The following is a 23,020-nucleotide window of genomic DNA, read 5'->3' as shown; positions in this document are numbered from 1 at the left end:
TGCTCACTGCACCCGGCAACAATTATTTTTGTTTAAATTTTCTGCTTTTACCTCTTGACACACTTTAGCAGGTTTGCGACGTAGATATTCCCGTCAGCTACTGCGTCAGAAATTTTCAGATCACTTCAACTTTGCGAGGATTTCATCTGCGCTCACGCCGCTGGCCAACAGTTTTTTCAGAACATCCTCTGCTTCGGCTTTCTTTGCGGATTCCGCTGCTTTGGTTTCAGCTTTGATCTTTTTAGCCTCGATTCTGGCGATTTCCTTGTCGATAGATTTCAGCTCTGCCTTCTTGGTTTTCAGGTCGGCTTTCAGCGCATCAATATTCGCAGTGATGGATGCAATTTCGGCGGCAGCGGCTTCCTTTGCGGACTGCTTTTCGGCAATCTGTGCAGCAAAGTCAACGGCTGCTTTTACGGTCTTGGGCTTATTCTTGCTTCCTTTGGGACGGGGCATAGGGGACACCTCCAATGTTTTTTTGATGGCTTCAGTATAACACTCGTTTTTTATGTTCGCAAGAGGTGCAGTTTGTAGAATAAAAATATATCTTAGGCGAAGTAATAAATCGATTTGAGAATATGAATATTTGAGCTGCGCTTATAGCCAGAAAGCTTCTCTTAGTTCCTGAATCTCATCATACGGAAAGCACTCGGCAGTACCCCCGATATCTTCCAGATACTTCACGATTTGCTTTGCAAGTTCGATGCCCTGATTGCTGTGCCGCACACCGCCATCTTCTTTCTGCACAGTGTCCTCTAGGTTTCTTGCTGTCCACACTTGATCGTAGATTTCCAGTTGCGAGATAACTTTTCCGACACGGAACAATAGGCGGATTCATTTTTCTCTGTTGAATAGCCGAGTGTGCTATGCAGCGAATATAGTTGCCACATAATAATGTCGGCATTCAGATCCATCGGCACATAGATCCTCACATTGTCATCCGGGAGGGTACCGCCATTTGACTTTGCCTTTCCGGTGAGAGCTTTGTCCATATCCTGTTTTGTTTCGTAGAGTGCTTTTCCAGCAGCGACAATTCGTTGATATAGAGCACGTCTGTCGGGATGGGATGGATATCTAATTTGTGGTGCATAGTTGGCCTCCGTGGTAACTAGCTTTTCGAATCGCTTTCAGTAAACGCACAACCGTATGCGTGCTGGAATTAGCATTCGGGAGAGGACGGATATGTTATCGATAATGGACTATTATATAACGACAAGCATTTGCGCCTTTTCCGATTCCTGGCTCGTCAAACTCTTCAATGATATCGTCAACCTCGAGCAACCCATAATGCATTGCAGTTTCAACTTGTGCCCAAAGCTCGTCAAATTTATCTTTCCATTAGTTTGGGCCGAAATAATCCATAATTTCTTTCGCAACAGAAAATGCCGAATTATCTACACAGGGCAATGGAATACCATTAGAGGCAGATGCAATAATTCTCAATACATTAGATGACAACAATGCATCTTTGTAAGAAAATGACCTTAACCCGGTCTTTTCAAATGCAAGTTTTTTATACTCGCCTACTGGCTCTCCCTGAAACGGTAGTAATTGATACTCCTGGAGTATTCTGTAAAACACAATCATAAAATTATACAATTGTGCAAACTCAACCTCTGTTAAGAATGTCCATTTATCAATAAAAAAATGCGTTTCATTATTTCGCAGGTCCCCTAATACTGTCAAAGCATCGAGTACGACTGTTTGATCTTGCGGATGGGTTGCATAATAAGTGCTAAATAAATCTATGGTCTTATTGCAGATAACATGATAGTCTTCTGAACGGTACTTTTCCGCGTCACTCTGCGACAAACAGGAGAAAAAGTTGTTTAAATCCGTTGTGGCATCATACACCGCTTGTAAATTTCCATTTGGGTCTCTTTTCTTTGATATCTTCTTACATACATCATGATCTCCGACATCAAGCATACGTTGCTTTATAAATAATTCTACAGCATTATGGAGTGAGGCTACAAAATTCTTTCTATACTCCAAAGTAGCCATTCCGTTTACGATATCATTTGCATAGGAAATTGCAGATTTCCATGATTCAAGTGCATTATCAATCAGAATTTGCTTCATATCTCTTCCAGCCTACTTTATAAAACTATTTTTTCTGATGATTCTTCAAGGTTTCGAGAAGTTTCTTATATTTCGAATTGTATTTTTCAAAATTCATCCCATCATCTGATAAGTAGAACATAACTTTTTTCAATTCTATGTACTGCGAAATAGCATCTTTTTCTACAGTCCCTTGTTCCTCTTTTAACCTATAGTGGTAATCATAGTCATATACCAGATCATATATTTTATAGAGCTGTTCGACGTCATCTGGCTCTAAAAATGTGCATTCAGCTACAATGGACTGCCACTCACTGAAGTACCTGATATTTACAGAACTTCCTTCTGTTTTTAAATAGCTTTCAATGCTCTTTAGATCGTAGTACAAAACCGAAGCTGCTTGCCTTGTTTGAGCCCCGCTTTGACGATAGTAAACAAGCAACCCACCTAGCAGCGTACATATGCCGCCGATTATTGCTGATATTAAAGAGGAAACCCAACTTTCCATTTTTCAAAGTCCCTTTGCATTCTTAGCCACTATACTAGCATTGCCTGCCGCCCACCACGTAGAGGTGTGCAAAGTTTCGAGCGGCAAAGCTGTGAGAGGTTTTCCACAGCTCAAATATAACCATTTAAAAACTAGTTTTCAAGGGCACAGGTGAAATAATACATCAACCTGTATTGCTGTATCAAGGCTGCATTCAAACGGCGTAGCCCTTGCTCTTGATGACCTCCACAACCTGAGACACATACTTCTGGCAGGTGTCGTGGGCAGGAGCCTCCACCATCACACGCACGACAGGTTCAGTGCCGGACTCGCGCACCAGAATACGACCAGTATCGCCCAGTGCCTCAGCTACGGCCTTGACTGCTGCCTGCACTGCTTCGTCATCCTGTGCGGCCTTCTTGTCGGTCACACGAACATTTTCCAAAACCTGCGGGTAGATCTTCAGGGGCTCCGCCAGCTTGCTCATGGGCAGTTTCTTGGCAAGCATTACTTCCATCATCTTCAGACTGGTCAGGATACCATCACCAGTGCTGGCGTACTTGCTGAAGATAATATGACCACTCTGCTCACCGCCGATACGGCAGCCGTTCTTAGCCATGTACTCATAGACGTACTTGTCGCCCACAGCGGTCTTGGCGTAGCCGATGCCCTTCTCATCAAAAGCCTTATACAGGCCAAAGTTGGACATGACCGTGGTAACGACGGTATTGGTCAGCAGCTTGCCACGCTCCTTCATGTAGCAGCCGTAGATGTACAGAATATGGTCGCCAGTGATGACATTGCCCTTTTCATCCACACACAGGCAACGGTCAGCATCGCCGTCATAGGCAAAACCGATGTCCAGCCCCTTCTCTACCACGAACTTCTGCAGACCCTCAATGTGGGTAGAACCAGCATTGTTGTTGATGTTCAGACCGTTGGGCTGTGCATTGATGACATAGGTATCAGCTCCCAGAGCATCGAACACAGATTTAGCGATGTTCCAGGAACTGCCGTTGGCGCAGTCCAGGCCAACCTTGACACCCTTGAAGGAATAGATACCAAGGCTGATCAGATAGCCCATGTAGCGGTTGCGACCGGACACATAGTCCACCGTGCAGCCAATGTGTTCCCTGTGAGCGAAAGGCAGCTCCGGCCACTCCTTATCGAAAACATGGAGTTTGCCGTCGATGTAATCCTCGACTAACAGCAAGATCTCCTCCGGCATCTTCTCACCATAGCAGTCGATCAGCTTGATGCCGTTATCGTAGTAGGGATTATGGCTGGCAGAGATCATAATGCCACAGTCAAAGTCATCCACGCGGGCGATGTAAGCCACAGAAGGGGTGGTAGTGACATGGAGCAGGTAAGCATCTGCACCGGAAGCGGTCAGACCTGCGACCAGGCTGTACTCGAACATATAGGAGCTGCGACGGGTATCCTTGCCAATGACGATGCGGGCAGGATTCGTATCACCGTTGCGCTCACGCAGGGCGTTGTAGTACCAGCCTAAGAAGCGACCTACCTTATAGGCATGGTCAGCGGTCAGAGTAATTCCAGCCTCACCACGGAAGCCATCGGTTCCAAAATACTTTCCCATTATAGTTTTTCCTCATCCAAAGAGTGAATTGACGAATATATGCTTTATTCTGTATCACATGACTGCCGCAGCCGAGAGATTCTTTTTAGCGGCTTTTCTCTCGGCTCGTTCCCGTGCCTTTGCCCTGCCTCGCTCCCAACGTTCAACATTGATATCTGCCTGCCGCTTTGCCTCCTGCATCAGAATCGCAGAGTCCAAATCGGTCAGGGTGCGATACCACTTCGAGTGGAAGAATCGCTCCAGTTTCTTTTTGCTGGACCGGTGTTTCCATTCTTCCGGCTCCTGCACCAGCTTGAACAGTGCCTTCCGATAGGGTTCACCAAAAAGCTCCACCGTCCTGGCTTGAAAGGCTTCGATTTCCTTGTCTCTGTCATAGTCGGGCTTTTTCTTCGGTCGGCCGCGCTTCGCTTTTTCAATGCCTTCTGATACACACGGTGCATCATCGGACATCGGACGCTTCGAGCCGAAGTCGCTCATTGGGTTTTAGCTTTTCAAACCTTCCTTTCTAAAGGCTAGTTGTTTGTGTCACTCTCCATTTCAAAGTTGTAATCATGCTTTAGCCGGAGACACGCTCCGTTGCCTGCCGTCCGCCACGTAGAGGCAGCATTTTCGGACAGCGTAGCCATGCGTTGGCATGGCATTTTTTGTTTTATGGATTGAGCCAGTCTCTATCTGGGCGCGCTAGAAGGCGGGCATTATTCATTGCCTGATCAAGTGTCAGACATGTCGATGCGCGATACATCGTTCCATAGTCTTCAACCACAATAGCTAAATCCGCCACATTTTGAGAAGACAAGCACAGTGGAATTAAAAGTTGAATTGTTCCAGAGGTTATAAAATACTGTGGAACGGCGATCTTATAGTTTCTCCGTAAACGATCCTTAGCTGCTTTTACACTTCCATCAATAAAAAGTTGGAGCTGATAGTCTGAGTATCCAGAGAAAGGTGCCGGGAAACGTGCCTTGTTATCTTGAATAATATGCTCAACATTGACAACTAGCTCTTTACGGGAATCAAAAATCAATTTAGCTGGGTCATCCCAATAAAATGCCATTTCTGGTAACTGTGTGTATCTTTGTACCTCATGTTCACCTCTTCGGAAGAACTTTGAAAAATGCCAATAGCAGCCCACATTCGGATTTGTGTTTTCCTCAAATTGTGCATATAAAGGTTCGTGCTGGTTTTTCGATAACAGCCCTGTGTCAAAGCAGCAGTACTTAGAATCCGTCGAATATGCAATTTTCTTTTCTCGGGCAAGGCGAATATACGTATTTCGCAGGTAGTTCTCCAGAATGGGATAATCAGTTTGAGGGTCAGTCTGATTATGATAATTCCAATCTTCAGCTTCAGCCAAATTTGCCAAATCTTCTATCACTGTATGGAAATTAGGGATTTGTGCAAAATCGTACAACGTATCAGGAAGCTCATACATATCATTTTTCATTTTAACATTCCCCTTTAACAGAGCTGTAAAGTATCCTAGTAATCAGGCCAATGATTTAATCCGCTGAAACTATCAATCTGCCTTTTTACTTTTTTGCAGCCACTTGATAAAATCCCGCTTATAGAAAGCGAATGCGCACAGGCAAGCCGCTAATGCAAACCTCATTACACGATGCTCATATAGTGCCATCATAGCAAAAACAAGCACTAAAAACGCCACACTAATCATTAAGGTGTAACCCGCTGTAAACACTTGATTACCTTCGCAGTTTTTATTGCACACTTTTTTCAAATTAAAATAATGTGCGATACAAAACACCATATAACTTACAAGTGTTGTATATCCAGCAGCTAAATATCCCCATTGTTTAATGCAAACATAATTCAAACCTATGTTAAGGACTGCGACTAAAATTGATGTACTGCTGACACTTGTCGTTGCACCATAGTAAACTTCGACATTGATATATCTTTGAAACAAAAACATAAAGAACACGCTAGCAGCGACCGGTGGAATAGCCCATATTGCATCTGAGTATCTTGCTGGCGCAAAAATAGCAATAACCTCCGGAGCGAAAAGAATCAGCAGGATATTAGTTCCCGCCACCAGAATTAACAACTTGTTAGTAACGGGTTCTATAACCTTATATTCTTTTGCTTTCAATCTCCTGTACATCCAAGGAATAAACGCATCGCTGACCGCGTTGTTCAACAACTGCATAAGCATTGCTACGGAATAAGCCACACTATAAATTGCGGCTTCTGCTGCTCCGACCATGCTATTGATCATGATTCTATCTGCTTGATTCAAAATCGAAGTCGAAAGCAGATACGGAACCAATGTAATGTTGAAGATAAACGCTTCTTTCCAATACGCCTTATTGAATAGCGTATGGCTTTTCCTGAAGAATGCAACATAGATGCACAGTGCAAACACGCCCTGAATCAACAGCTTTGAAAAAATAGCCGCATCGCTTTGCATATTCAGCAAATATATTCCAGCCACACCTATTACCGGACTCAATATGGCCACTGCCAATGTTGCTGCAACCATTGTTTTATATTTGTATGCAAATCTCTGCTGAATTGTCCAAAATTCCCATGCAGGATAAACAAGGAGATATCCAAACATACTCAGGACAAGATATGTCGGCATCTCAAGTAAATTGTTGAAAACCGGAATAGCGCATAAATAGATTACAATGAACAGGATTGTTACAATATTGCTCAATCCAAGGACTGATATTGTGTAGTTGTCTACATCTTCATCATACTTCGTAATTCCAACTTTATAATGCCCTCTCGATATTTCCAACGTTGCTATGATTATGAAGATATTTAGCCACGATTGAAATACCGTGTACATTCCATATTCCTCTGTGGTTAGCATTCTCGTGTACAGGGGAACAACAATCATCGCAATTCCCTTGTTTATAAAATTGCACATTGCAAACCACAAAGCTGCTTTTGTCTCAACAGACATGGAATTATATTTTGCTCTTAATCTATCCATTCCAGTCCCTTTCCATGAAGAATTTACCAATCTTGTTCTATTAAGTCAGTTTTCTTTTAAACGATGTAAGACATCTGTCAACAGCGTTGATGAAACTCCAGCGGTGTGCGGAAGGAAAATTACATCTACGCCAACCTTTTTAAACTCGTCAACGATTTGATTATACATATCGCTGCCTTTCCAATCGGAGCCATGAAATAAGGCATCAAATTTCAATTCATTCCATGCTTCCATCTTGTTCATCGTTGTTTGTGGAACAGCTTTATCAACATACCTTATGGCTTTGACAATTTCCAATCGTTCATCAAATCGTATAATGGGTGTTTTCCCTTTATACTGTTGTACAAGTTCATCTGTGCTTACCCCAACAATTAGATAGTCGCACATTCTCTTTGCGTTTTTTAGAATATTCAAATGTCCAATGTGGAACATGTCAAATACTCCGGTCGTATAACCAATATGATATCGTTTCATCATGCCACCAGCCTTTCATACTCAATGGCATAATGATTGGAATGAAGCAGGATAAGGTTACTTACCCCCCCCCCTCCCCCGGGTGCTCATCCAAGATACCTTTAATAACTCCCGTTAGCTTTGTGCTGGAGATTCCGTCTGTGTGAGAAAGATATACGATTTCCACTCCATGCGGCCGAAGTTGCCGCTCATACTTTTCCCATTGAGGCGTTCCTTTCCAATCAGAACCCACAAACATTTTATCAAAGTGATATTTTTCCCAAGCTCCTAGCTTATTTTTATCCTCTTGAGGGACAACCTCATCAACATAACGCAATGCCGCTACAATGGCAGCACGTTCTTCATACGGAATGACCGGGGTCTTGTTTTTTTCTTTCTGCACCAGCTCATCCGTACTGACTCCAACAATCAGGTAGTCGCACTGTTCCTTTGCGCGACGAATCACATTAAGATGTCCAATGTGAAACATATCATAAACACCAGTTGTGTATCCTACAATTTTACTCATTTTAGAGCCTTCTTTTTACAGTTTTTTGGCTGCTGGATGCAAATTATACACAGCCAGTGCAGCTTTTCCAATCAAAGACTTTCCCCTCGGCGGTGTGTGGTAATAATCATGTGGCACACCACCAAATGCTTCTTTAAATTTATCAATTCCATTATCGGAATTATAGGCGAAAACTCCACCCCAGTCATATGTACTGATGCCAAGTTTCTTAAAATACATCCAATCTTCCCAGTGAAGTCGTTTATTCGCTCGTCCGATAATGTTCATCATATCTTTTTCACTTCGGAAGTTCGAACACGAATGCCATAGAATAACTACACTTTCATCACAAAGATACGAGTGAAAAACTATTGGTTCCTCCTCATAATAAACAACACTCATAGTCAAAAAGCCGTTTTGAGCACAACTTTTGACTGCTGCCACATCAAGAGTGATATCCAAATTTTTTTCAGCATACATTTCATGGTAGCATTTTGCAAATTGTTGCAAAATTTCTTCATGAGCCAAAACATATTGCGATGTGAAGTGTCTTATAGTGATATTATCCCTCTCGGATCTTCGTATATCATATTTAAACGTCTTGCTAACAATATTCTGTTTGAGTTCTTCCTCACTCTTACTCAAGTCTGTCCACAATGTATGTTGGAGTTCAAGATTACCATTTTCATCTTCAGGAAGACAATGTAATCTTACCATGTCACACTTTATTTCTTTCCATTCACCATTTGGAAACCAAAGCTCAACATAACTCAAGCCATGTCTTTTTTTATCAATCCTTATCATTACACTTCACTCCCTGTAATAACCAATTTTTCAATAACATCATCAGGCCTTACTCTTTTTTCAACGGGGGGTAATTCCATATAATTCTTCCCAAATATCCTAGTCAAGTACTCATCCAATTCGTGCGGAGCATTGTACATCCTTCCATTAAATTTCACCTTCAATGGCTCGCCGTATATCTTCTTTGCCATACACTGTTTTGAATATGGGTAGTGGCTTACCATTGAACACCAACATTTTGTGTCCTGTGCATCATACTTAGTTAAAATAGATTCACGTTTCTTTTCGAGATGGTCAAGAGAATATGGTAGTAATGCACCTTGTATTATCCGTTTAATTGCAATCTGAACAAACGTGTTTCTCTTATACAAAACACATTCTTTCCTGCTGTGGATTTTTACAATTCTTTTTAACTCTTTTGCCTGTTTTTCCTGAAGCGTTGTATCATCAGGGGCATTATCTAGAGGAAATATGTCTATAAAAAGTGGCTCAGTTTTTGCGTTTCTATAGTAGTCCGAGTTAATTACAGCGCATACATTGTCAATACTAACAGTCGCGTGGGGTCTATAATACTCTCTCGTGTTTTTATGGTTATGATAGGACAACCCCTTTGGGAGCATTTTTTCGGCAGCCTCGGCAAATCGATCATAATCATCCCGATGCATAGCGATATCAATGTCAACATCCCACGGAATAAATCCCTCGTGCCTTACTGCACCCAGCGCACTTCCACCAATTAAATAGTACACAATACCAGAGTCCTCGCATATCCGATGAATTTCATCCATAGCTTTTAACAAGATATCCTGCACTACCGTTAAATTATTGCCTACTACGATTTCCTTCCTCATTATCTTTTTTCTCCCTATAAAGATTTGCAAGCTGATCCGAAGATATAAATGCTACGTCTGGCCAGCGATTTAATATTTCTGTTAAAAGATCATCCAATAATTCAATATGTTTCTCACGATTATTTTGGTCAATGCGACTCATATAATTAACCCGATGGCTAGAAATAATTGCTGGTTGGCCCCATCGATAAGCTGATTCAATCTGCCTTATACATGTACTCACATTATCAATTGAGTCAAATAGTGCTGGTTCAAACAGGCAATTTCGCACAGTATAAAATTGATACTGGCTACGCATTCCCATATGCAATTTCCTTTTTTCAAGCCTACCCTTGGTATCTTCGTCTGGAATCCACTGATACCAGCTCCCTTGCATCGAAAAAACACCTTGTTTTCTCAAGGCTTTTTCCAAACATTCATTCCAAACATAGCAAGATGCTACAAATGTATTTGAATGATATCCAAATAGCTTTTGAAATTCAGTGGCTGCATCAGCAACAATCTGATCAATGCCCTTTGATTCATCACATGAATAATTAAACGCATCCATGTATCCATAATGATTTAAGGGTGCAATTGCATTTTCCGTACTTATCATACCGTGTTCAAATGCCCACCTAATTTCCGGGTCATTTTTCCGAAGCGCATCCATCCATCGTGATATTTGTACATGCTCACGGCAATGAAGCTGTGGCTTCCATATCCGTTTTTTTATTCCCTGACGAGCAAGATTCAATGCATTTGCGCTGCCGCTGTATTCTCGATAAGTCGTTGCGATTGATTCATAAAAGTATTCACCGAATTTGCTCTTACGTATTTTGTCGAAGTCTGGATTCGCAACGGCATAATCTGCAGTTATCACTGCCGGATTTCCATAGGAATCCCTGTGCCTTTCCAATACAGTAAACAGTTCTTCCAAATCTTCATCTTGCTCTACCGCATCAAATCGAAAAAAGGGATCTTTAATTTCCCTTCCTGCTCTCTCAACTTGCTTCTGATAGATTTCTAATGAGGGTTGTCGAATGCTCCCCCAATCATCTGATTCAATGACCAGATACTTTCCCTGTAGTTTTTTTCCTTTTGCATTCCGAAGTTCATTTCTTATGCCTTTAGCAACACTTTTAATTGTCGTATTCATGCTACTCATCACAATCCTTGATCTCGATTCAATGTGAGATTTATGTAATTTCCATATCGGAATATAACCATCAGAAACAGCACAACAGAGTTTGTTATATTATCAACTGTCGTTATGCAAATGAGTGCAGTCACATAAGCAAGAACAATCGGAATAATATCTCTAATAAAAATTCTGTTGCACTTTAAACGGTCAAGAAAGACAACTGGTGTTACAACAAACCACAAATCAATCATTCCACCCAGTAAAATGCCTGTACCACATATCCATTCAAGCCATGTATTATGGCATGCCTTTCCAACAGTCGTCAGGTTGGATATTTGATTTTGTCCCACCCCAAAAAGCAAGCGACCATTATCGCTCAACCATCTAGCATTGTACTTCCATATAGTAAATCTACCGCCGGTGTCGTTTAATCCAGCTCTTGCCGTAAAGAAACTATAGACTTCGCTTGCAATATTCTGAAAGCGATATACTGCCACAAAGGAAGCCACAAGCAAAACCAAAACAATCAATCCGAACCACCGCAGCTTATTTTCGGCTTGCTTGTAACCCATCATCAGCATAATAATGACCATCGCCACTGTACACACGACTGCCATTCTAGAACCTGACAGATCCATTACAATGGCATACAAAATCACCGCCACGAGACTTCTGAACTTTCCATTGTTCTTGTAGAGAAGTCTTGCCAATCCAAAGGAAGCACCCGGTATTAGTGTTGTCACCACTGAATTTGGATCAATGCAAAACCCTCTCAAGCGTACTGTTGTTTGCCCACCGGTAGATATAAAATTCAAAAACATTCCTGCGGAGTATCTGTCGGTTGTATAAATCCCCCCAAAACCGATTCCTCTTGAGTAGAACCAATATGCAACCAAGAAAACCAGTCCATATCCAATCGTAGTTGCAATTGTACTTACTTCTATATTTTTCAATAAATCATCATCGTTTTCTGATATCAGGACATAATTATACGCAATATAAATAATCACCAGAAACATGACATGCTGCATTATGGACGCTATAATCAGCCCATTTAGGATGTCGCTTACCGTCAAAAGGAATATTATTGCTACAAAAGCAGCTGGAACCTTATGTGCCTTTCGATCCAATAGGTTCTTTATAATCATGAACACGCCCAAAATCATATACGGCTTAATCGTTGCACCGGCGATTGTTATTCCGTACATTTCTACAGGAAGCAACATCCATATATAGTGATACCATGCCACTTTCTTTCTACAAAGCAACCAAGATATTGCAATTGCAGCTATTATCCAAACCCACATCATTTATATAGACCCGCCCTTACAGATATTTACTTCCAGCCTTCTGTGCCGCAGATAGTGTGAAATTTTCAGAGATTTCCTTATATGCGCTTGCCGCCATAAGCCGATAATTTTCTTCTGAAACCGCAATTGCACTTTCGATGCTCTTCGCAATTATCTCCACCGAACAATCCATCAACAGTAATCCATTTTCACCATCTTGAATGATGTCAGAAATTCCTCCAACGGGCGAAGCAATCGCCGGAATGCCGCTTCCCATCATCTCAATAAGACCATTCGGCATCCCCTCTGTATCTGTTGGAAATAGAAGATACTTCCACTTTGCCACATAATTTTGCAGTTCTGAATGCTCCACCCAGCCAAGCATATGGATACAACTTTCCGCATTGTACTTTCTTATCAATGCTTTACATTCTTCCTCTTGTTTTCCAGAACCAATAATCTCCAATATCCAGTCTGCATGGTTCTTGTGAATCCTCACCATCGCTTCAATAGACTCCACAATATGCTTCCCAGGAGTCAAGCGACACACCATCCCCAGAATTTTTGTCCTGTCCTTATATTCCGGTTCAACAACGATGTCTGTATACAAATGGATAATTTTTTCTTTTTTTACAGCCAAACCAGGCCACTCTTTTTTAACCGACGGACTTTCCATGCAGACATAGTCAGCATGGCTCGCCATATAGCGAATCAACCTTCCTGACAGCTCTGTAAATTTGCTCTTCACGCCCTCTTTTTCAACATTTCCATAAATGAAATAATTCACTTCCATTTTCTTTAACTTTGCAGCAAAGTATGGAAGAATCATTTTATCCGCAATCCAGAAATACACTGGTTGATTTTTCTTTCCATGGCTGATAATACTTTTCATCATCTTGAGCTGGATACCAACAATCGTCAGCAACCTTTTCAATTTATTGGGATAGCGTATTATCGAAAAAGAGGTCAGTACAACATCGCTCAAATCTTTTTCTACGCCAAGGTTTCCGCCGATTACCTCTATCGACTTAACAGAGGGTTTTATCACCCTTAAAAATTTGCTCAATGTAACCTCAGCCGATCGATTGGCTGCAATCATCGGGTTTGTCACAACAATGATTTCTTTTCTCTCCATCGATAATACAATCCTCAAATTCACTGAATTACTGAAAAAATCTGCTCAAGTCTTAAAGCATATTTCTCGTTTCCCATTTCTGCCGCAAAATATTCTCCAGCCTTTTGAAAAGTTTCTCTATCCTTCATAATGCCTTCGACAGCAACTACTGCGCTATTCACATCATCTTCCTTAAATGTAAGCCCATCCTTGCTCACTTGAATAAATTCCTTTGCACCAGCTGCGTCACAGGCTATAACAGGCACTCCAGCCGCAGCCGCCTCTAATCCAGCAAGAGGAAATCCTTCAAATGCAGAGGGAATAATTAACATATCTATCGTTTTGAGCAAATCAGGAATATCATTTCGGCGCCCCAGAAATACAGTTCTTCCTTCTAATCCATATTGCGTGATTTTCTGCGTCAATTCTTCCATATACTCCGGCTCACGGCATTCGCCAGCAAAGATTCCCACAGCGTCATAGCCTTTTATCTGAAGAGCTTTTATCAAATCCAGCGTAAACCATTGTTTCTTTGATCTTTGAATAAGTGCAACGTGTCCTATAACAATTGTCTTTTTCATCTAAACCATCCTTTTCAATGGAATCTCATCTCACGCAGTCAAACACCCCATGTAGACGCTTACCATAATTGTTATAATTGTGGTATTCACAGAATCTATATCCATTCTCGAGTCGATCATTGCTTTGTTTTATCGCTTTAAGGACTGCATCAGCGATATCCTTCTCAGAACCGTCCGCTACATACGTTTCTCCGCAGTCGGCAGCTTCTATCAGTTCAGCCGACCCGCCTTTGTTCATTGCAACAACTTTTGTTTTTGAGCACATGGCCTCCATAGCAACCAATCCAAGTCCCTCTGACGATGGAACCACTACGCAATCTGCAGCCGCTAATATATCTACAACATCCCGCCGAAATCCCGGCATATAAATATCTCTTTCCATCTCATGATTGTGAATATATGAGATTATTCCCGCCTTGTATTCTCTGTCAGCATCAGTAATCACATCTCCAATAATCATACCGACAACTGGCAGCCCCCTCTTTTTGATCTCACATACCGCTTTCACAAATGTGCTTTGGCACTTATTCCTTGTGATTGCTCCGATATGGGCGAGTATCAGTACCCCCCTCCCCCAGCTTTCTACCAAGTTTAGCTTCCAGTTCTACAATTATTTTCGTTGCGTCACCATTTGCATACTTTTCGACATCAACGGGATTATAGAGTACCTTTACCTTTTTGTGTGCAGCTTCATTTACAATTTGATCTCCCACACAGTTTGAAACTGCAATGATTTCACGGACAGACTTCCAGTTTCCGCAAAGGTTCAGCAATTTCTTTGTTGCTCCATCTAAGAAGATATGGTGCAAGTGCCAGATAACAGGCTTATGGGCCAGAGTTCCGCAAACTGCACTCCACGGGAGAGCTGCCGGCCCCGGTGCGTACAGAATATCCGGCTTATACTTACGAATCACACCAAGCGACTTCCATACATTTTTTACCGACATCCAACTGTAGCGGAAAATCACTTGCTTTCCCTTTACACCTGTAGGTAATGTCTGGTCGCCCATTAGAACATACGGAATACTTCGTTTCTTCAGTTCTTCTGACATCATTCCTTCCGCAGGAATAAGACAGCAAAACTCAAATTTATCCGACAGCATATCCATAACGGTCAGTGTCATTTTCTGACCGCCAGATACTGTCGCCAGCGTTTCCCACACCAGAACTTTCTTCTTTTGCATTTATCTCTTCCTTCTTCCCAATACTATTGGGCATACTCGATAAATCACTTCTGAAACAGCCAAGCACATTCCAATCGAAAGAATCACAACCATAATGGATGCAACTAACGGATACGTTCCAATTAGCTTTTTACTTATAGGAAAGAGCCCGACAAAAAACAAAATCGGGAACTTATGCATTATCATGATTCCAACGGTATTTCTTCCAACATAATTGATTGGAGTCACACCATTTGGAAAACACATCGCAAGACTTACAAAGCCAACACACAGCATTGTTGCCATCACGAGGAAGTATCCAAAACCATGCGTTCCATAAGAGTCCGCATTGTACGAAACCTGTCCATTTCCGATTGTCATGAATGTTCCGACCGCAAGGCACCCTACTGTTACCGCGATTTTCGCCAAAATACTTTTTCTAGTGAATTTCCCCTTTATGCTCCCTATCACTTTTCCAAGTGCAAAGAACGGGAACATATAAATTGCTGTTTCCAATCCAAAGGGCAGATTGGGGAGTTTAATTTCTTCGCAAAGGATGAATGCCACTAGGGCCGAAGACAAAAACACCGTAATATTCCATTTCAGATCATCTTTGCTTCTGAAAATCCAAAAAGCCATAAGCAGCAGCACGAATATCATTGGGATATACCACAGTGGCATATTCCATCGCATCAAACCTGTTCCGCTATTAGCATAGAGCATACCGATTACGCTCTGCAAAGGGGATACGTCGTACCACCACCCTCCCTCGACAGTTTTTTCCATTTTGCTGCCAAGTATTGCATAAAGAGCAATGCTGATGAGTGCAAAGCAGTAATACGGAATCATGAGTGCTCTGAATTTTTCTTTTAGAAATGTACCAAACTTTTTCTGTCCAACATGAAATACAATGCCAGAAGTAAGAACACAAAGCGGAACATGAAAGCTATATAGCCACGGGTAGACTACCGTTACGTTTCTCAAAGTATGTCCCTGCACAATTGCGAACACCGCAAATGCTCACAACGTATCAATCCAACCGATTCGCTCCGCCTGTTTCATATCATTCTCCCTTTACCGCATCCATAATGACCCCATAAATATCGGTCATCTCATAGCTGTTCTTCTTCAGTTCAAAATTGTTTGCAAAAATGATTGCCGTTCTCCAACGGTGACCACCGGGGGACATCATATACATAAAGCCGCCCTTCTCAAAGACATTTTTACCAAGTTCCCATTCGCCGCCCCAGCGTTCATCCATCTGGTAGATGATTTCAGGATACTTATTCAGGTACTGTCCATGATAAAAGGTATTGGTACGAACAATCCACTCAAAGAGGTTCTTATCTTCGCCCTCAATCTTAATCGGCTTCAAATACTCAATGATTTCATCAGCCAACTTGTCTTTGTCCGCTACATTGTCGTTGATGCGGATTCCACCGTAGCTATAATTTTTCAGAGCCGAAAGATCACTTAGATATGCCTGCGTCTTATCCCAATCAAAATCGGCACTGGATGCAAACAAGCTCTTCCACACGGGGAACTTCTTTGCCAGCCTCATTGCCCACTTCGGCAAACCAATGCCCTTCACAACACTTAAAGCTGTCTTCTTGATGACCTTCTTAATCTTTTTCTTCGTAGAAGGCTTGGAACCATCTCCGCCGCCCTTAGGTGTCAAATAACCACCACGACGAAGCAGCTCATTAATCCTCACAGTATAGACCGGACGTGCACCATGACCGTGATCACTAATAATCAAAAGCGGTGTATCCGGTTGTTTCTGCATCACTTCGCCAACATAGTTATCCATGGCGATGTACATGTCCCGAATCACATTCTCATGCTCATTGGGGCCAGGATACTCCGGATGGTTTGGATCACAGTGCCGCCAGAAATCGTGCTGAATACCATCGGTCGTGGAGAAGTAAGAGAACAGGACATCCACATCCTCGTTCTCGATTGCCAGCCGAGTCAACCGGATTTCTTCATTAACTTTTGCAAAGAACTCGTCCCGCAGAGCGGGCAGATCCTTTTCCGAGGTAAACTTTCCATCGGTGCCCAAAATATCAACTCGCGGATTATAGATGCTCTCCTTGCCCTGAGGATAGACACGAATCTTTCCCTCGTAAGGACGAGTAATCATCAGGCCGTTGATTTCCCAGCCTTCCTTGATATTCATTGGCAGAATTACTGCACACGAAAGTCCCTGCTTGTTAAGTACATCCCAGAAAGTCTTACCTTTAAAGGCACTGTCCTCAAACACCAGTGGCTTATATGTATTCTCTTTTGCGCCGACATTGACAAAGTTAATGATGCCATGCTCAGACGGATCAAGACCGGTATAAATCGTAGACCATGCTGGAGTTGTATCTGCCGGGAAAACCGAGCGCAAGTGAGGGTAGTTATTCTTCTGCATCAAGCCATACAGATTGGGAAGTTTATCCTTGTATCGAACAATCACATCCCAGTCCATACCGTCAATGCCAAGAATTATCAGTTTTCGTACCATTTTCTACTCCTATCTAATCACTTTTTAAGCGGAGGCAGTACTTCATCGATGGCTGCCATGACTTCGTCCAGCATCTTCTGTTTATCCTGATCACCAGCGATCACTGTTGCATTGTACATTTCTGCAACCTTTTCATAACGGGGTTTACGGATTTCCAGATACAACGGGTCGGGAATGTCGTCCTTACGAGAGCAGCAAACCTCTACAGGAGTCTTGATATAAATAATTTTGTCCGGGCGCGGTGCATTCTTCCATTTGCCATTCATGGTTTCTTCCATGTACTCTTCGCCCAAATCCAAATTTGCCGCATAAGTCACGACATTATCATAGATATAACGATCCACCAGCAAAGTCGTACCAAAGAAACGCTTCAAACGAATTTTGAAGAAGATCTGCAATTTGAACTCAATGGTCGTTAAGAAAGAGAAAATCTTATAGGCACCACCCTTGTTCGCATTTTTTCGCAGGCTCTCCAAGTATGCCTTGTAGTCGCCAGAAAATGGATCACTGTCCTTCTTCATTAAAATCTTTTTCCCGAGTTTAATAACTCCACGCAGGAAAACAATAACATAAGCGGCTCGAACAATTTCAACCTTGTAACCACGCTTTTTCAGCTGTTCGTAGGCATAGTCAATACTTGTTGATTTGCCGGAACCATCCAAGCCCATAAAGCTAATCATTGCTGGTTTCATGCACTTTCCTCCCGAACCATCCTTAGCACACTCTGCGCCACTTCACACCAAGAGCCTGTTTTTTCAAGTAGAGAATGGTCGCTCTTCTTCTTAATTACTTCAGGCAAAACTTTATCCAGTTGCTCTGCATTGTCAACCAGAGTAATTGCGCCTTCAGATCCTGTGATTTCATTCAGATTTTCAAAGCTCTTATATCCAATCACGGGGACACCGCAGGACAGTGCCTCCATTACAGAAAGCGGGATGCTAATTACAAACTCCGCAGACCTTGTTGGAAACAGATACGCATCTGCCATCTGATACACTTCTTCAACATTTTCCAGATATCCTTTATGAATTTTCACCTTTGCTTCATTCAGGATGCGGACCACATTCTCATCCTCAAACATTCCACTAGCAACTACCATTCGCTGCGCTGTGTGGATTTTTGCGAAATCCTCCAATCCACGTCCCTTCGAGCAATGACCAACATGAATAACAAGCGGCTTTGACGGATCAAATCCATACTTTTGTTTAAGCATCTTTCGCTGTTCGGCAGAAACAGGTGCGAATTTTTCCGCTTTGATACCCACCGAAAAAAGTTTTTTCTTACAGCCTGACACGACTTTTACATCCTTCATATCACCTTCCGTGATGGAAAGGTAACTGCATTTCAATGGATGCTTGTTGTTTCTTGCCATGAAATCCGAATCCGGCTTCTGTACCAAAACAATCCAAGTGTTTCTGCACATCTTCGTAACAATCGATGCCAAGCTATAGACCAACTTGTTGGCACGAGCGAAAATCATCGTAGCATCTGCTCGCCTGGAGTTCAGTACAATCTGCGGAATCTGCTTCAGGCCAGAATAAAGTACGGTATTATCTTTTTCAAATTCTTTAGCCAAATGAGTTGCGACATTACGCATTCCTTCATTGACTTGTCCATTTACTGTTCCAATTACATGGATTACCATACTTCACCTCAGCGCATTACTTCAGCAGACTGTCTTTCAGACGCCAGAATGCTTTCAAGCTTCTCTTCAAATCCTCTGGATCACACAAGCCACGAGCAAGACGATGTCCAATGTACCACGGACGCATGTAGTACTTCTTTCGTGCATAAGCGCAGAAGTCAACCAACTCCTGAGCAGAGAGTTCCGGAGTGTTGATAATACAGTTCAACGTACCATCCTCATGGATGTACTCATCGTACTTACCATTAATATAGCCGTTGCTCTTCGCCCAGTTATATGCACCCGTACCAGGATAAGGAATGAGCGGGAAGAACTGCGCCGTATCCGTCTTGAAGCGCATAGCTGCGGCTAACGTTTCTTTCATGGTCTCATGGGTCTCGCCCTGATTACCTACCATATAACAAGCGTGGATCATCAAACCGGCCTTACGGGCATTTGCAACATAGGCTTCAATCTGCTCAACCGTGGTTCCTTTGTGAATGTTCTTCAGAATCTGCTGATTCACGCTTTCAATACCAGGAATAATCAGATGGCAGCCAGCTTTCTTCATTAGACACATAGTCTCATAATCCAGATTCACACGAGCATTGCACAGCCAGCGAATCTTCTTATTGATTCCTTTCTGAATCATCATATTGCAGATTTCAGAAACACGCTGCTTATTAATAGTAAAGGTATCATCCTCGAACACGATTTCTTTCACGTCCGGGAAGTTGTTTACGATATACTCGATTTCACCAATGACATTTTCCGGACTGCGCAGACGATAGCGATGACCATGCAGCGTCTGAGGATAAACACAGAAGTTACACTGTGCCGGGCACCCGCGTCCGGTGAAGATCTGAATAGACGGGAAAGCGGCTGCCGGGAAAACATAATCAGTCACACAGAGCCTACGCTTGATAAACTCTGCTGCGTAGGGAATCTCATCCAAGTCAGTGATATGCTCTGCGTCAGGGTTATGGACTACTTCACCATCTTTGCGATAAGTTAAGCCACGAACGGTAGCAAGATCTGCGCCATCACGAATGGCAATAGCCGTGTCACGCACTATGTAATCGTACTCATGGCGAGCCAAACCATCAATCAACTCGCTAATGCCCATAGTCTCATCCGGTGTCGCAGAAGGATGAGTGCCGACCAACATAGTGAAAGCGTTCGGATACATCTTCTTGATAATACCTGCAAACTCTACATCACTATAAATAGAAGGAGTACTGGTGTCGAACACAAAGAGCTTAGCATCCGAAGCTTCCTTCTTCACACGCTCCAGCGTCTGCTCCTTGTTCATCTGCTTAGCAGGAGCATCAATAAATGCCACTTCAAAACCATTCTTTTCAGCAACGCAGGCCGCATAAATCAGCCAAAGGGGATAATACAAAACGCCGCTATGACCTATGGAGGGGCTTCTGGATTCACGAGAAAACTTGCCGTATTCAGCCTTGAACGGAGGGTTGATAAAACATACTTTCATTTTGATTCTCCTATTTTTATTTCAGGTTCTTGTATTTAAGCAGACCTTTCACCATATACCAACACTCATAATAAAGTGCCGCCAATGGATTCAACCCGATATACCGATATGTATTCCAGTTCATCTTCGCAGCCTTGACTTTATTGCCTGACTTTGATGATTTTGCAATGCGATAGATGAGCAATGGCTCATCCACACCATAGGCTTTCTTTCCTTCTTTCAGGATGCTGAGCCAAATCGCAAAGTCCTCGTGCATCCCATCTCCGATTGCATAGTGCTTTGCATATAGCTCTTTGCGCACCAGCGCAGAGGAATTGGATAACACATTCTGCTTCAACAACTGCCGATAGGTCACTTCTGCCGGAGCATGAAGATACCAGTCGATTGGCTGCCCATCCGAGTCCATGAAAGCTGAACCCGTGAAAAGCAAATCGGCATTCGTTCTCTTTTGAAGCTCAATCTGCTTTTCCAGCTTATCCGGAGCCCACGCATCATCACTGTCAAGAATCGCAATCCACGAGCCATTTGATTCTTCCAAACCATGCTTGCGTGTGTAGGATACGCCGCTGTTCTTTACATTAGAAATAAGGCGCACACGACCGTCCTTTGCCGCAATGCTTTTGACCAACTCCACTGTTCTGTCCTTCGAGCAGTCATTAACCACAAGAAGCTCAAAATTCGTGTAGGTTTGACGCAACACTGAGTTAATCGCTTGCTCTATTGTCTTTTCCGCATTGTAAGCAGCCACGATAATGCTTATCAAGCCGAACTCCTTATGTAACATCTTCCTTAGTCCTTACTCCTCTCCGCATATCAAAGATTACAGCCCAGACTCATCTCAAAGAGTCTGAGCCGTTTATTCCTTATAAAGCTCTACCAATCGTCCTCAGCAGTATGAATCACACGCTGCTATGTCTCTATTTCGTTCCAGTCAAAATGGTTTTTAGGTTGGTTTTACGCCTCACGCCAGGCAGGCAACAGCATTCCTTTTCCCAAACAGGTCATTAAACCGTTTCCTTTTCGCTATTTTCTGCTCCCATTGCGGTGGTTGCACCCTCTGCGATACCCTCGGTAGACTCCGGCATAAACAGGATCTTCACCGTAGCCAGCATGATCTTCAGGTCCTCGACCAGGCTGGGGTGAGCAATATACATCAGGTCCATTTGCAGCTTATCATACGGTGTTGTGTTATATTTTCCGTACACCTGTGCATAACCGGTGAGGCCAGCCTTCGCCTGCAGACGCAGCGCAAACTCCGGCATCTCTTCACAGTACTGTGCGGCGATTTCCGGACGCTCCGGGCGAGGACCTACAATGGACAGATCACCCTTCAGGATGTTCACCAGCTGCGGCAGCTCATCCAGACGGCAAGCACGGATAATATGACCAACCTTCGTAATACGGTCATCCTTGTCACCAGTGGAAAGACGTGCCACGCCATCCTTTTCGGCGTCCACACGCATGGAGCGGAACTTCAAGATCTCGAATGGCTTACCATCCTTGGTCAGGCGCACCTGCTTGTAGAAGGCGGGACCACCATCGGATTTGACCGCAATAGCCGTGATCAGGAACAGCGGGCTCAGGATGATCAGTGCCACCAGCGAGATCACAATATCCATTGCACGCTTAACGAACAGGAACTCCGGGCTTGCCATGTAACGACCGACCCGCAGCACCGGAAGGTGAAGCATGTGCATCGGCCAGGCACCGCTCATCAGAACATCGCCCACACGAGGAATGATGAACGTATCGATGTCGTTCATCACACAATACTTCAGGATGATGTTGCGCTCATGGCTGTGAACGCCGCTGAGGAATACGGTCTTCATACCGTCCAGAACGCTCAGATCTTCCAGGCATTCCTCTACGCTCAGAACATTTCTCACCTCGTACTTGCTATCCAAACCGTAGTCCCGAATCAGCTTTTCCATACCACGGCGCACATCATAGACCACGGTGGTAGGCTGCGGAGGGAATGCCTTATAATACCAGCGATGTGCAACCGCAGACCAGATGCCAGCCATCACAAACTGCCCTGCAATGGCAGCGATTCCCGGCAGAAGATTACACAGCTTAGTGGCCATCAGACAGATCACAATGTAAAAGATCCCGTCCGTCGCCATCGCCGCTAGGACCTGACCGTACATCAACTCGGAAACTCGCTGCATGGACATCCAGAATGCATCATAGGTCTTGCCCAGCAGAATAAACAGCACCGCATACAGGCCCAAAATAACTGCATGGCCTTGCCAAGTTCCATCCATCGGTGTTTTTGCCGCATAGTACCAGATCCAACAAGCCGCAAACGGAAGTGTGATCATCACCACATCCAGCACCTTTACGAGTCTCAACATCACATCGTGCCGAATTTTTGTCATAATACCCTAACTACTCCTTTTTCA

25 protein-coding genes are annotated in these 23,020 nt (G+C 43.2%); all 25 read right to left on the bottom strand.

The window, feature by feature from the left end; translation table 11 throughout:
* Window positions 1-120: 120 nt before the first annotated feature.
* Window positions 121-456, bottom strand: a complete 336-nt coding sequence (locus tag GKG34_RS12315; RefSeq protein ID WP_005937729.1) for a hypothetical protein — start codon at window positions 454-456, stop codon at window positions 121-123.
* 141 nt (window positions 457-597) lie between these two features.
* A complete protein-coding gene (locus tag GKG34_RS12310) occupies window positions 598-747 on the bottom strand; it encodes a hypothetical protein (RefSeq protein WP_154256373.1) in 150 nt (49 codons plus the stop codon).
* A 591-nt stretch (window positions 748-1,338) separates the two neighbouring features.
* Complete coding sequence (locus tag GKG34_RS12305; RefSeq protein ID WP_154256371.1) at window positions 1,339-2,082, bottom strand: hypothetical protein; 744 nt, start codon at window positions 2,080-2,082, stop codon at window positions 1,339-1,341.
* A 25-nt stretch (window positions 2,083-2,107) separates the two neighbouring features.
* Complete coding sequence (locus GKG34_RS12300; protein WP_005937737.1) at window positions 2,108-2,569, bottom strand: hypothetical protein; 462 nt, start codon at window positions 2,567-2,569, stop codon at window positions 2,108-2,110.
* A gap of 193 nt (window positions 2,570-2,762) precedes the next feature.
* The gene (gene glmM, locus GKG34_RS12295) at window positions 2,763-4,148 is read right to left on the bottom strand and encodes a phosphoglucosamine mutase (protein WP_005937740.1); all 1,386 of its coding nucleotides are present in this window, start codon (window positions 4,146-4,148) and stop codon (window positions 2,763-2,765) included.
* 54 nt (window positions 4,149-4,202) lie between these two features.
* Window positions 4,203-4,625 carry a hypothetical protein gene (locus tag GKG34_RS12290; protein WP_005937742.1) on the bottom strand — a complete coding sequence of 141 codons (423 nt, stop codon included), beginning with the start codon at window positions 4,623-4,625 and terminating at the stop codon, window positions 4,203-4,205.
* A gap of 172 nt (window positions 4,626-4,797) precedes the next feature.
* Window positions 4,798-5,592, bottom strand: coding sequence for a DUF3825 domain-containing protein (locus GKG34_RS12285; RefSeq protein WP_005937745.1), 795 nt, complete (start codon window positions 5,590-5,592; stop codon window positions 4,798-4,800).
* Window positions 5,593-5,664: 72 nt separating this feature from the next.
* Window positions 5,665-7,104, bottom strand: a complete 1,440-nt coding sequence (locus tag GKG34_RS12280; RefSeq protein ID WP_049935134.1) for an oligosaccharide flippase family protein — start codon at window positions 7,102-7,104, stop codon at window positions 5,665-5,667.
* Between the two features lie 45 nt (window positions 7,105-7,149).
* Window positions 7,150-7,578 (bottom strand): adenylyltransferase/cytidyltransferase family protein, encoded by a 429-nt coding sequence (locus GKG34_RS12275; RefSeq protein ID WP_044953287.1) that lies wholly within the window; start codon window positions 7,576-7,578, stop codon window positions 7,150-7,152.
* A 61-nt stretch (window positions 7,579-7,639) separates the two neighbouring features.
* On the bottom strand, window positions 7,640-8,086 hold the full coding sequence (locus tag GKG34_RS12270) for an adenylyltransferase/cytidyltransferase family protein (RefSeq protein WP_154256369.1): 447 nt from the start codon (window positions 8,084-8,086) through the stop codon (window positions 7,640-7,642).
* A gap of 15 nt (window positions 8,087-8,101) precedes the next feature.
* On the bottom strand, window positions 8,102-8,869 hold the full coding sequence (locus GKG34_RS12265; RefSeq protein ID WP_005937757.1) for a hypothetical protein: 768 nt from the start codon (window positions 8,867-8,869) through the stop codon (window positions 8,102-8,104).
* The gene (locus tag GKG34_RS12260) at window positions 8,869-9,720 is read right to left on the bottom strand and encodes a LicD family protein (RefSeq protein WP_005937760.1); all 852 of its coding nucleotides are present in this window, start codon (window positions 9,718-9,720) and stop codon (window positions 8,869-8,871) included. The genes GKG34_RS12265 and GKG34_RS12260 overlap by 1 nt, the downstream gene beginning before the upstream one ends.
* Entirely contained in the window at window positions 9,692-10,858 is a 1,167-nt protein-coding gene (locus GKG34_RS12255; protein ID WP_044953289.1) for a hypothetical protein, read from the bottom strand. The genes GKG34_RS12260 and GKG34_RS12255 overlap by 29 nt, the downstream gene beginning before the upstream one ends.
* A gap of 8 nt (window positions 10,859-10,866) precedes the next feature.
* The gene (locus GKG34_RS12250) at window positions 10,867-12,153 is read right to left on the bottom strand and encodes an O-antigen ligase family protein (protein ID WP_005937766.1); all 1,287 of its coding nucleotides are present in this window, start codon (window positions 12,151-12,153) and stop codon (window positions 10,867-10,869) included.
* A gap of 16 nt (window positions 12,154-12,169) precedes the next feature.
* Window positions 12,170-13,267, bottom strand: coding sequence for a glycosyltransferase (locus GKG34_RS12245; protein ID WP_005937769.1), 1,098 nt, complete (start codon window positions 13,265-13,267; stop codon window positions 12,170-12,172).
* 20 nt (window positions 13,268-13,287) lie between these two features.
* Window positions 13,288-13,827, bottom strand: coding sequence for a glycosyltransferase (locus tag GKG34_RS12240; protein ID WP_005937772.1), 540 nt, complete (start codon window positions 13,825-13,827; stop codon window positions 13,288-13,290).
* Between the two features lie 25 nt (window positions 13,828-13,852).
* Window positions 13,853-14,335 (bottom strand): glycosyltransferase family 4 protein, encoded by a 483-nt coding sequence (locus GKG34_RS12235; protein WP_347563460.1) that lies wholly within the window; start codon window positions 14,333-14,335, stop codon window positions 13,853-13,855.
* 16 nt (window positions 14,336-14,351) lie between these two features.
* On the bottom strand, window positions 14,352-15,011 hold the full coding sequence (locus tag GKG34_RS12230) for a glycosyltransferase (protein WP_154256365.1): 660 nt from the start codon (window positions 15,009-15,011) through the stop codon (window positions 14,352-14,354).
* Window positions 15,012-16,001: an acyltransferase family protein gene (locus tag GKG34_RS12225; RefSeq protein ID WP_082210821.1), complete on the bottom strand. Its 990-nt coding sequence runs from the start codon at window positions 15,999-16,001 to the stop codon at window positions 15,012-15,014.
* A gap of 52 nt (window positions 16,002-16,053) precedes the next feature.
* On the bottom strand, window positions 16,054-17,499 hold the full coding sequence (locus tag GKG34_RS12220) for an alkaline phosphatase family protein (RefSeq protein ID WP_005937781.1): 1,446 nt from the start codon (window positions 17,497-17,499) through the stop codon (window positions 16,054-16,056).
* A 17-nt stretch (window positions 17,500-17,516) separates the two neighbouring features.
* The gene (locus GKG34_RS12215) at window positions 17,517-18,191 is read right to left on the bottom strand and encodes a hypothetical protein (RefSeq protein ID WP_005937784.1); all 675 of its coding nucleotides are present in this window, start codon (window positions 18,189-18,191) and stop codon (window positions 17,517-17,519) included.
* Window positions 18,188-19,144: a glycosyltransferase gene (locus tag GKG34_RS12210; protein WP_005937788.1), complete on the bottom strand. Its 957-nt coding sequence runs from the start codon at window positions 19,142-19,144 to the stop codon at window positions 18,188-18,190. Before GKG34_RS12210 ends, GKG34_RS12215 begins: the two co-directional genes overlap by 4 nt.
* Window positions 19,145-19,160: 16 nt before the next feature.
* On the bottom strand, window positions 19,161-20,618 hold the full coding sequence (locus tag GKG34_RS12205) for a radical SAM protein (protein WP_005937791.1): 1,458 nt from the start codon (window positions 20,616-20,618) through the stop codon (window positions 19,161-19,163).
* Window positions 20,619-20,634: 16 nt separating this feature from the next.
* The gene (locus tag GKG34_RS12200; RefSeq protein WP_242821910.1) at window positions 20,635-21,381 is read right to left on the bottom strand and encodes a glycosyltransferase family 2 protein; all 747 of its coding nucleotides are present in this window, start codon (window positions 21,379-21,381) and stop codon (window positions 20,635-20,637) included.
* Between the two features lie 241 nt (window positions 21,382-21,622).
* Window positions 21,623-22,996, bottom strand: a complete 1,374-nt coding sequence (locus GKG34_RS12195; protein WP_154256360.1) for a sugar transferase — start codon at window positions 22,994-22,996, stop codon at window positions 21,623-21,625.
* Window positions 22,997-23,020: the final 24 nt, after the last annotated feature.

Source organism: Faecalibacterium sp. BIOML-A4, assembly GCF_009679665.1.
Classification (GTDB): Bacteria; Bacillota; Clostridia; order Oscillospirales; family Ruminococcaceae; genus Faecalibacterium; species Faecalibacterium taiwanense.
This window is presented reverse-complemented; position numbering and strand designations above follow the sequence as displayed.